Origin of the sequence: Streptomyces sp. NPDC059852 (assembly GCF_042731455.1) — a bacterium.
Lineage (GTDB): Bacteria > Actinomycetota > Actinomycetes > Streptomycetales > Streptomycetaceae > Streptomyces.
The window spans coordinates 384,945-393,200 of record NZ_JBHWJK010000004.1 but is presented as its reverse complement, the minus strand read 5'-3'; the positions used below and the strand labels follow the sequence as shown (position 1 = coordinate 393,200).

Annotated in this window: 7 protein-coding genes; 2 read left to right on the top strand and 5 right to left on the bottom strand. The window is 73.4% G+C overall.

Features of this window, described 5'->3' with window-relative positions; translation table 11 throughout:
* Positions 1-130: 130 nt before the first annotated feature.
* The 5 genes from ACFV46_RS07970 to ACFV46_RS07950 all read right to left on the bottom strand — a co-directional run bounded on the left by ACFV46_RS07970 (position 131) and on the right by ACFV46_RS07950 (position 5,876).
* Complete coding sequence (locus ACFV46_RS07970; RefSeq protein ID WP_385497417.1) at positions 131-3,334, bottom strand: family 78 glycoside hydrolase catalytic domain; 3,204 nt, start codon at positions 3,332-3,334, stop codon at positions 131-133.
* Positions 3,335-3,561: 227 nt separating this feature from the next.
* Positions 3,562-3,849 (bottom strand): hypothetical protein, encoded by a 288-nt coding sequence (locus ACFV46_RS07965; protein ID WP_376726130.1) that lies wholly within the window; start codon positions 3,847-3,849, stop codon positions 3,562-3,564.
* A gap of 61 nt (positions 3,850-3,910) precedes the next feature.
* The gene (locus ACFV46_RS07960; protein WP_385497415.1) at positions 3,911-4,582 is read right to left on the bottom strand and encodes a hemerythrin domain-containing protein; all 672 of its coding nucleotides are present in this window, start codon (positions 4,580-4,582) and stop codon (positions 3,911-3,913) included.
* 43 nt (positions 4,583-4,625) lie between these two features.
* Positions 4,626-4,766, bottom strand: a complete 141-nt coding sequence (locus ACFV46_RS07955) for a hypothetical protein (protein WP_361936350.1) — start codon at positions 4,764-4,766, stop codon at positions 4,626-4,628.
* A 90-nt stretch (positions 4,767-4,856) separates the two neighbouring features.
* Positions 4,857-5,876 (bottom strand): LacI family DNA-binding transcriptional regulator, encoded by a 1,020-nt coding sequence (locus ACFV46_RS07950; RefSeq protein ID WP_376726128.1) that lies wholly within the window; start codon positions 5,874-5,876, stop codon positions 4,857-4,859.
* 117 nt (positions 5,877-5,993) lie between these two features.
* On the opposite strand from ACFV46_RS07950, the gene ACFV46_RS07945 reads away from it, so the two are divergent.
* Both ACFV46_RS07945 and ACFV46_RS07940 read left to right on the top strand, forming a co-directional pair.
* Positions 5,994-6,845, top strand: a complete 852-nt coding sequence (locus ACFV46_RS07945) for a phytanoyl-CoA dioxygenase family protein (RefSeq protein ID WP_361936354.1) — start codon at positions 5,994-5,996, stop codon at positions 6,843-6,845.
* A complete protein-coding gene (locus ACFV46_RS07940; protein ID WP_385497413.1) occupies positions 6,838-8,250 on the top strand; it encodes a sugar porter family MFS transporter in 1,413 nt (470 codons plus the stop codon). Before ACFV46_RS07945 ends, ACFV46_RS07940 begins: the two co-directional genes overlap by 8 nt.
* The last annotated feature ends 6 nt before the right edge of the window (positions 8,251-8,256 follow it).

Here is an 8,256-nt window from a genome sequence, read left to right as displayed (position 1 = left end):
TTTTTTTTTAACCCACCCCCCCCCGGCGGGCCCACTCAGCGCGGCCCCCCGGGGGGGGGGGGGGCCCCCCGCCCCGGGGGGGGGGGGGGGGCCCCCCCCCCCCCCCCCCCCGGCCCCCCTTCACCCGTGCTCAGACGCGGGCCCGGAAGCCCCAGGTGCCGTGCGCGACCCGGTGGACCGCGAAGCCCCGGTCCATCCGCAGGTACCGGGCCCCCTGCGGTGCCGTCACGTCGTCCGGGCCGGCCGCCGGGACGTGGACCTCGGCGACCGCGCCCACCGGTACCTCCACCTCCATCCGGAAACCGGTCGCCGTCCGCTTCCACGAGACGCCCGCGGTGCCCCGGACGGTGCGGATCGACGTGCGGGCCCACTCGAGGCCCGTCCGGGCGTCCGGCCGTACGGAGAAGGTGGCGTACCCGGCGTCGCCCGGCCGCAGACCGGCCACGTTCTCGTACAGCCACTGCGCCACGGTGCCCTGGAAGTAGTGGTCGCGGGAGCGGGAGTCCCGCGGCCACATCTCCCACATGGTGTCCGCGCCGTTCTCCTGCCAGTACCCCCAGCCGGGGTAGGTGCGCTGGGTGGCCACCGCGTGGGCGACGTCCGGCCGCCCGCCGTCGCACAGCACCCGCAGCAGCACACTGGTGCCGAGCGCGCCCGTGTCGAGGTGGTTGCCGCGCGCCTCGATGTCCCGCACCAGGCTGGCGAACACCGAGGAGCGGGCGTCCTTGGGTACCAGGCCGAAGGCGAGGGGGATCGCGTTCGAGGTCTGCCGGTAACCGGGGTCCTTGGCCGTGCGGTAGTGGCCCTCCGGGCCCAGGAACTCCGCGTTCAGGGCGTCCTTCAGCCGCCCGGCCGCGTCCCGGTAGCGCGTGGCCACCGCGTCGTCGTGCAGCACGTCGGCCATCTCGGCGGTGACCACCAGCGCCCGGTGCAGATACGCCGTCGCGGTGAGCCGGGTGTCCTCCGGCGGGTTGCCGCCGTACCCCGGGGCCAGGTAGTCACCCAGCGCGGTCACGGCGAGGCCGTCGCGGAGCCTGGCCAGTTCCCAGTCCAGGTAGCGGGTCAGCGCCGACCAGTGCTCGCGCGCGATGCGCTCGTCGCCGTACACCCGGTACAGCTCGCGGACGACGAAGGGGTACACCGTCGTCCACTCGGGGGACGGGCCGAGGTCCCCGTACCCCCAGCCGCCGCTCGGCACGATCACCGGGAGCTGCCCGGCGGAGGTCTGGCTGTCGGCGAGGTCGCCGAGCCACTTCGCGAGCATGCGGTGCATCGCGAAGGCGTACGTCATCACCGGGGTGCCGAGCTGGGCGTCGCCGGTCCAGCCGTTCTTCTCGTACACGGGGGTGTCGGTCGGGATGCCGTGCATGTTGTTGAGGATCGTCCGGCGCATGGCCCCGTCGAGCCACTCGTAGAACGGCTCCGAGCACGCGAAGGAGCTGACCTCCTCCAACGGGGTGTGCACGAGCCGTCCCAGGATCTGGTCGGTGCGGAGCGCGCCCGGCAGCCCGCCGATCTGGACGTACCGGAAGCCCTTGTACGAGAACGAGGGTTCCCAGGTCTCCTCGTCCCGGCCTGCGCAGACGTATTCGTCGCGCTGGAAGCGCCCGGGGACCAGGGGGTTCTCGGCGAAGACGGTGCCGTCGTCCTTCAGTTTCTCGCCGTAGGTGAGGGTGACGCGGGTGCCGGCCGGGAGGTTCCGCACGGTGATCCGCGCCCAGCCGGCCATGGTGCGGCCCATGTCCACGACGTGGTCGCCGGAGGCGTGCCGGGTGATCCGCTCCGGCCGGAACGACTCGACGATCTCGATGCCGTCGTGGGGCTGAGCCTTCAGCCGCCCCTTCGGCGCGTCCCGGACCTCGGCGGCACGCCAGGCGGAGTCGTCGAAGCCGGGACGCGTCCAGCCGCCGGGCGCACGGCGTGCGTCGTACGTCTCCCCCGCGTACAGGGAGTTGGAGAGGGTGGGCCCCTCCGTGATGCGCCATCGCTCGTCGGTGACGACGGTCGTGGTGGACCCGTCGGGGTGGTCGATCTCCAGGCGGGCGATGAGGCGGGGCTCGGAGTGCCAGGGCGCCCGGTTCCAGTTCCACGCGTTCGGGGTGGTCATGCCGTAGAACCCGCGGCCCAGGGTCACGCCGATGGCGTTGGTGCCCCGGCGGACGAGGTCGGTGACGTCGTGGACGGCGTACAGCACCGTCTCGTCGTAGTCGGTGAAACCGGGGTCGAGCACCTGGCGTCCGACGCGCCGCCCGTTGATCTCGGCCTCGTGGTACGCGAGACCGCTGATCCGCAGACGGGCCCGGAGCACGGGGCGGCGCACCTGGAACTCCCTGCGCAGCAGGGGCGCGGGCAGTTCGGGTGTGGTGACGGCGACGTCGTCGCCCCAGGGGCCCTGGCCGTAGGGGGCGAGCACCACGGCGGCCGGCCAGCCGGAGTCGTCGAACCCGGGGCTCTGCCAGTCCTCCTGCTCGCTCTCGGCGGCGCGCCAGCCGGCGCCGGTGCGCAGTTCGTGCGTCTGCCCCGACGCCGTCCCGACGATGAGCCGGACGACGAGTCCGGCCGGATTGACGGACGGTCCCGGACGGTTGGTGGCCTCGACGGCGAGCACCAGGTCCCGGCCCGCGCGGACCGCCTCCACGGCCTCTTCGGTGACGTCGGCGGTGCGGCCGGCCCGCCAGCCGTCCTGCTGCTCGGGGGCGTGGAGCACGCGGCGGCCGTCGAGGTGGAGGGTGAAGTCGTCGTCGGCGGTCGCCACGACGACGGCGCTCACCACGTCGGTTCCGTCGGGCAGCGGGAGGCGTCCCCGGAACCGGCGCGGGCCGACGGGGGCGTTCTGGGTGGTGGCGCCGGTGGCCCAGATCCACGAGGCGCCGGTGAGGTCGGGCGGGCGGGGTGTGGCCTCACCGATCCAGTGGGCGCCCCACTCCTCGGGTGACATCGTTGTCTCGAACCAGCGCGGGGCGCTCCAGCCGGACGCCCTGCCCTCTCCGTCCCAGATCCTGACCCGCCACTCGTAGCGGGTGCGGGGCGCGAGGGCAGGGCCGCCGTAGGGCACGCCCACACTGTTCGCGGAGGTCACCTTGCCCGAGTCCCAGACGAGCGAGCGCCTCCAGTCCTTGCCGCCGGTCCGCACCTGGACGCGGTAGGCGCTCTGGCGTGCGCCGTGCCCCGGCGACTCCGCCTCCCAGGCGAGCATCGGGCGCGCCATGTCGGTCCCGAGGAGGTTCTCCTTGTGCTCCACGGTGGTGCGGACGACGCGCAGGCCGGTGCCGCCGCCCTGACCGGCCGGCGCTGCGGACGCGGACGCCGTGCCCGCGACGGACAGGAGGGGCACGCCCGCCCCTACCGTGCCCGCGGTGGCGCGGAGAAAGGTTCTGCGGTCCCAGCTTCCCGGCATGCTCGCTCCTTTGGTCGCATCGACAACTCCCCCCACTTGAGGTGGAGTTGACTGCCCGGCATTTCACTGAAACGATTCAATCCATTGCCTACGGATCCTATGGGCGGGCTGTGCGCCGCGACAAGGGGTGTGCACGGGGCGGGCGGGGGCGCAGGGGCCGGAGATCAGCCGAGACCGCGATGGGCGGCCCACAACTCCCCCGCGCGGCTGCCCGCTTCGGAGATCAGGGCCGCCAACTCCGGCCTGTCGGGCACCGGGAAGGAGACGTAGGCGCCGCGACCACCCGCGACCGGTCTGCCGTAGGCCTTCACGGCGAGGTGCCCGTCGGGGAGGAGCCTCACGTTGAGCGTGGTCAGCATGAACGTCTCCCCGCGCCGGGTGTCCGTCCAGCGGAGCTCCTCGGGGATCACGACGTTGATCGCCAGAGCGCTTACTCCCAGATCGCTGCTCATGGGCGGATGATGTCACGCGGCGGGGTCACGACTCGCTTCGCCGCAAGGAACCGGACACGGCTCAGCGTCGCCTGCGCCACGCCCCCACCAGCACCGCCGCCGCGAGCAGCGCGCCCGGGACGGCGAGCGTCCGCCACGCCGATGTCGAGGGGACACGACCTAGGGCGTCCCGGGCTCGGTCGTAGACGCTCAGGGGTACGCCCGCGATCGCGTTGCCGGGTGGGCGACGCGGGACGACGGGGTGGGGATGGGTCGGCGCCGTCTTGCGGACGGCCTCCCAGGCGGTGCCGAGCCGGCGCTGCCGCGGGGTGTCGACCGCCTCCTGGAGGCGGGGCAGCAGAAGGTCCTCCTCGTCCCTGATGTCCTGCTCGATGAGCGCGAACGCCCGCGCGATCCCGTCCTCGCGCTCGGGGCTGCCGGGGGCCAGGCGCTCGATGTCGGTGAACAGGTCGTTGATCTGCTGGTGCTCCTCCTCCACCCGGGAGGTCAGCTCCTCCCCGTCCGGGACCGAGCGCCGTACGGCCGGCCAGAGCACGGACTCCTCGGCGAACGCGTGACTGAAGACGAGCTGGACGACGTCCTTGAGCGCGCGCTCCCCGTCGTCGCCCGGCCCGGCCTCCCGGTAGCGGTCCATCAGCCGGGTCATCTCCCGGTGGTCCCGGCGCTGCCGCGCCAGAATGCCGTCCGGGCCGCCGAGTTGCTCCTCCGTCTGCTCCGCGATGGTCCTGGTCATCACCACTCCCCTGCGTACCGGCGACGCCCCCGCCGGCTCGGTTCTACCGGCCCTCGGAGTCGTCGCCGTGCTGTGCCGGGTCCTCGTCCCGCTTCCTGTCCTCGTCCTCCTCCGGGGGGACGTCACGCTCGCCGGTGACCTCCTCGAGCGGGTGGGTCTTGTCCTGGTCCTCGGTGCCGGGCATCGCGGCCTCCTCGTGAGTCGGGTCGGGTGCGGACGCGCCGCGAGTACCCGCCGCTTCCGCGCCCCACACGGGGAAGGGGCAGCCGGGCGCTCATGTCTTGCGAGCACTGCTCCCCCGCACTTCGAGGTGGTGCGGCACGACGACGTCCAGCGGGGGCACGCCGTTGTCGGGGCTGTAGATGCGGTCGGCGAGGCACTGCAGGGCGCGTTCGGCGAGCTGCCGCTTGTCGGGGGCGACGGTGGTGAGGGGCGGCTGGGCGTAGCGCCCGTCCTCGATGTCGTCGAAGCCGACGACGGCCAGGTCCTCGGGCACGCGCAGTCCGCGTTCGTGGGCCACGTGGAGTGCGCCGAGCGCGAGTTCGTCGGTGAACGCGAAGACGGCGTCGGGTGCCGCCGAGGGGTCGTCGAGGAGGGCGGCCATGGCCTGCGCGCCGTCCTCGCGGTGGAGCTCGCGGACGGGGCGTTCCAGCGCGTCGTCGACGACCGCGCCCGCGCGGCGCAGGGCGTCGCGGTAGCCGGCCAGGCGCTGGTCGGCGGTGCCGTTGCGCAGGTGGGGCTGGAGGCCGATGGCGGCGATACGGCGGCGGCCGGCTTCGAGGAGGTGGGTGGTGGCCTCGTCGGCGGCGGCGACGTTGTCGACGGCGACCCGGTCGGCGAGTCCGCGGGGCGGGCGCTCGCCGAGGAGGACCACGGGCGCGTTGCGCGCGTGGGTGGTGACCTCCTCGGGGCCGAGGGCCCAGGGGCTGATGATCAGGCCGTCCACCAGCCGCCCCTGGGTGCCGTCGAGGAGGCGCCGTTCGGCCTCGGCGTCGCCGAAGGTCTGGTCGATGATCACGGTCCAGGAGCGCTGCTGCGCGGCCTCCACGATGAGGCTGGCCAGTTCGCCGAAGTAGGGCGAGTACAGCTCGGGGACGACGAGGCCTATGAGTCCGGTGCGGCCCGCCCGGAGGTTGCGTGCGGCGAGGTTGGGCCGGTAACCGAGTTCGTCGAGGGCTTGCTGGACACGCTGCCGCGTGGCCTCGGCGACGTTGCCCGATCCGCTGACGACGTTCGACACGGTCCGGACCGAGACGCCCGCGAGGGCGGCGACATCTTTCAGGCGACTACTCACGGTGGCCATCCTCCCACGCGTCCGGGGCGATCCGACAAGGTTCCCCGCAGGGTATTGCAACGTTGCATGCAACGCTGCACGATGAGGGGGATCCATCGCAGTGCAAGGAGGCACCGAATGACCGCGCACCTGTACCCCGGCGTCGACCCGGCCGCTCTCGACGTCGACGTCCGTCCCGACGTCGAGGCGCTCTACGGCGACGGGATCACCGCCCGCAAGGGCGCCTTCTCCGTCGCGTGGGCGGACCGGCTGCGCGAGGACGTCGACGCGGCCTTCCAGGAGGCGCTGTCCCGCCCGGGCGGTGCCGTGGGGCGCGGCCCCCACCGCTACTACGTCGAGATCCACCCCGAGCAGATCCGGGGCTTCGTCGAGCTGGTCGACCACCCGTGGGTCCGCTCGGTGTGCGCCGCGGTGCTCGGCCCCGACTACCGCATCGTGGAGCTCGGCTTCGACGTCCCGCTGGAGGGCGCCGTGAACCAGCCCTGGCACCGGGACTTCCCCATGCCGGAGGAGACGCGGCGCGAGCGCCGGCTGACCTCGCTGGCCTTCAACGTCACCACCGTGGACACCGCCGAGGACATGGGGCCCTTCGAGATAGCCCCGGGCACCCAGTGGGACGACAGCCCGGAGTTCGGGCACGGCATGTTCCCGCCCCGCTCGCACTACCCGCGGTACGCCGGGCGCGCCGTGCGCAAGTACCCTCAGCGCGGTGACATCTCCGCCCGCAGCGCCCTGACCATCCACCGCGGCACGGCCAACCAGTCGAGCAAGTCGCGTCCGGTCCTGGTCCTCGGCGTCGACGGACCGGAGGCCACCAACGGCGAGCGGCACGACGCCGCCGTCACGCGCGGCTACTGGGAGGCGCTGCCCGAGCGGGTGCGCCGGCACCTGGACGTCGCCGTCGTGGACGAGCTGACGCCCGTCACGCAGAAGCACACCATCGAGGGTCTGGTCATGGGCGATGCCTGAGGCGGCCACCGCCACGCTCACCGAGCCGGCGGCGCCGGCCCGTCCGCCGCGTCAGGTGTACGCGGTGGCGGCCGTCGCCGCGCTCGGCGGCCTGCTGTTCGGCTACGACACCGGCATCATCTCCGGCGCGCTGCTGCATCTGCGGGAGGACCTCGGTCTGTCCTCCCGGGGGCAGGAGATCGTCGTCAGCGTCATCCTGGTCGGCGCCATGGTCGGTGCCCTGTGCTCGGGGCGGCTCGCCGCCCGGCACGGCCGGCGCCGGGTCGTGCTGTGGGTGGCGGTCGTGTTCGCGGCCGGGGCCGCGGCGGCCGCCGTCGCCCCGGGCACCGGCACGCTGATCGCGGCACGGTTCGTCCTCGGTCTCGCCGTCGGCGGGGCGTCGAACATGGTGCCGGTCTACATCGCGGAGGTCGCCCCGCCCGCCATCCGCGGCCGGCTGATGGTGCTGTTCCAGCTCATGGTGGCGATCGGGCAGCTGGTCTCCTTCTTCTGCGGCTGGCTGCTGGCCGACACCGGAGGCTGGCGGCTGATGTTCGGGCTGGCGACCGTGCCCGCGGCCGTCCTGGCGTTCGGCATCGTGCGGCTGCCCGAGGGCCCTCGCTGGCTCGTGGAGCAGGGGCGCCGTGAGGAGGCGCGCCGGGTGCTGCGCGGTCTGCGGTCCCCCGGCACGGACGTCGACGCGGAGATCACCGCGATCGGCGAGGTGTCGTCGGCGCCGACGCGGGACGGCTGGCGGGCCGTGCGCCGGCCCTGGGTGCGCCCCGCGCTGCTGATCGCCGTGGGCGTCGCCGCCTTCTCCCAGCTCACCGGCATCAACGCGGTCGTCTACTACGCCCCGGCGATCCTCTCCGACGCGGGCTTCGGCACCTCGGTCGCGCTGCTCACCGGCATCGGCATCGGCGCCATGCTGGTGGTGGCCGGCATCGTCGGCGCGGTAGCGCTGGACGCGGTGGGCCGGCGGCGCACCATGCTGTGGTTCCTGCCGCTGTCGGGGCTGTCCATGGCCGTGCTGGGGCTGGCGTTCCTCGCGGGCGACTCGCCCGTGCAGCGGTGGGTGGTCATCCTCTCGCTGTTCGCCTACATCCTGTTCAACGGCATCGGCATGCAGTCGGTGGTGTGGGTGATCGCCCCGGAGATCCTGCCGCTGGGCGTGCGGGGCCCGGCGACCAGCCTGGCCACGGTGTCCGTGTGGGGCTTCGACCTCCTGATCGCCGTCACCGCGCTCACCGCGATCAACACGATCGGCCGCTCGGGCACGTTCTTCGTGTACGCCGCCATGAACGTGCTCTGCGTGATCTTCGTGGCCCTCAAGGTCCCCGAGACCCGCAACCGGTCGCTGGAGGAGATCGAACGGGCCCTGCGCACCCCGGGCTCCTTCCGGCGCAACCTGGGCGCCCGCAACTGAATCAGG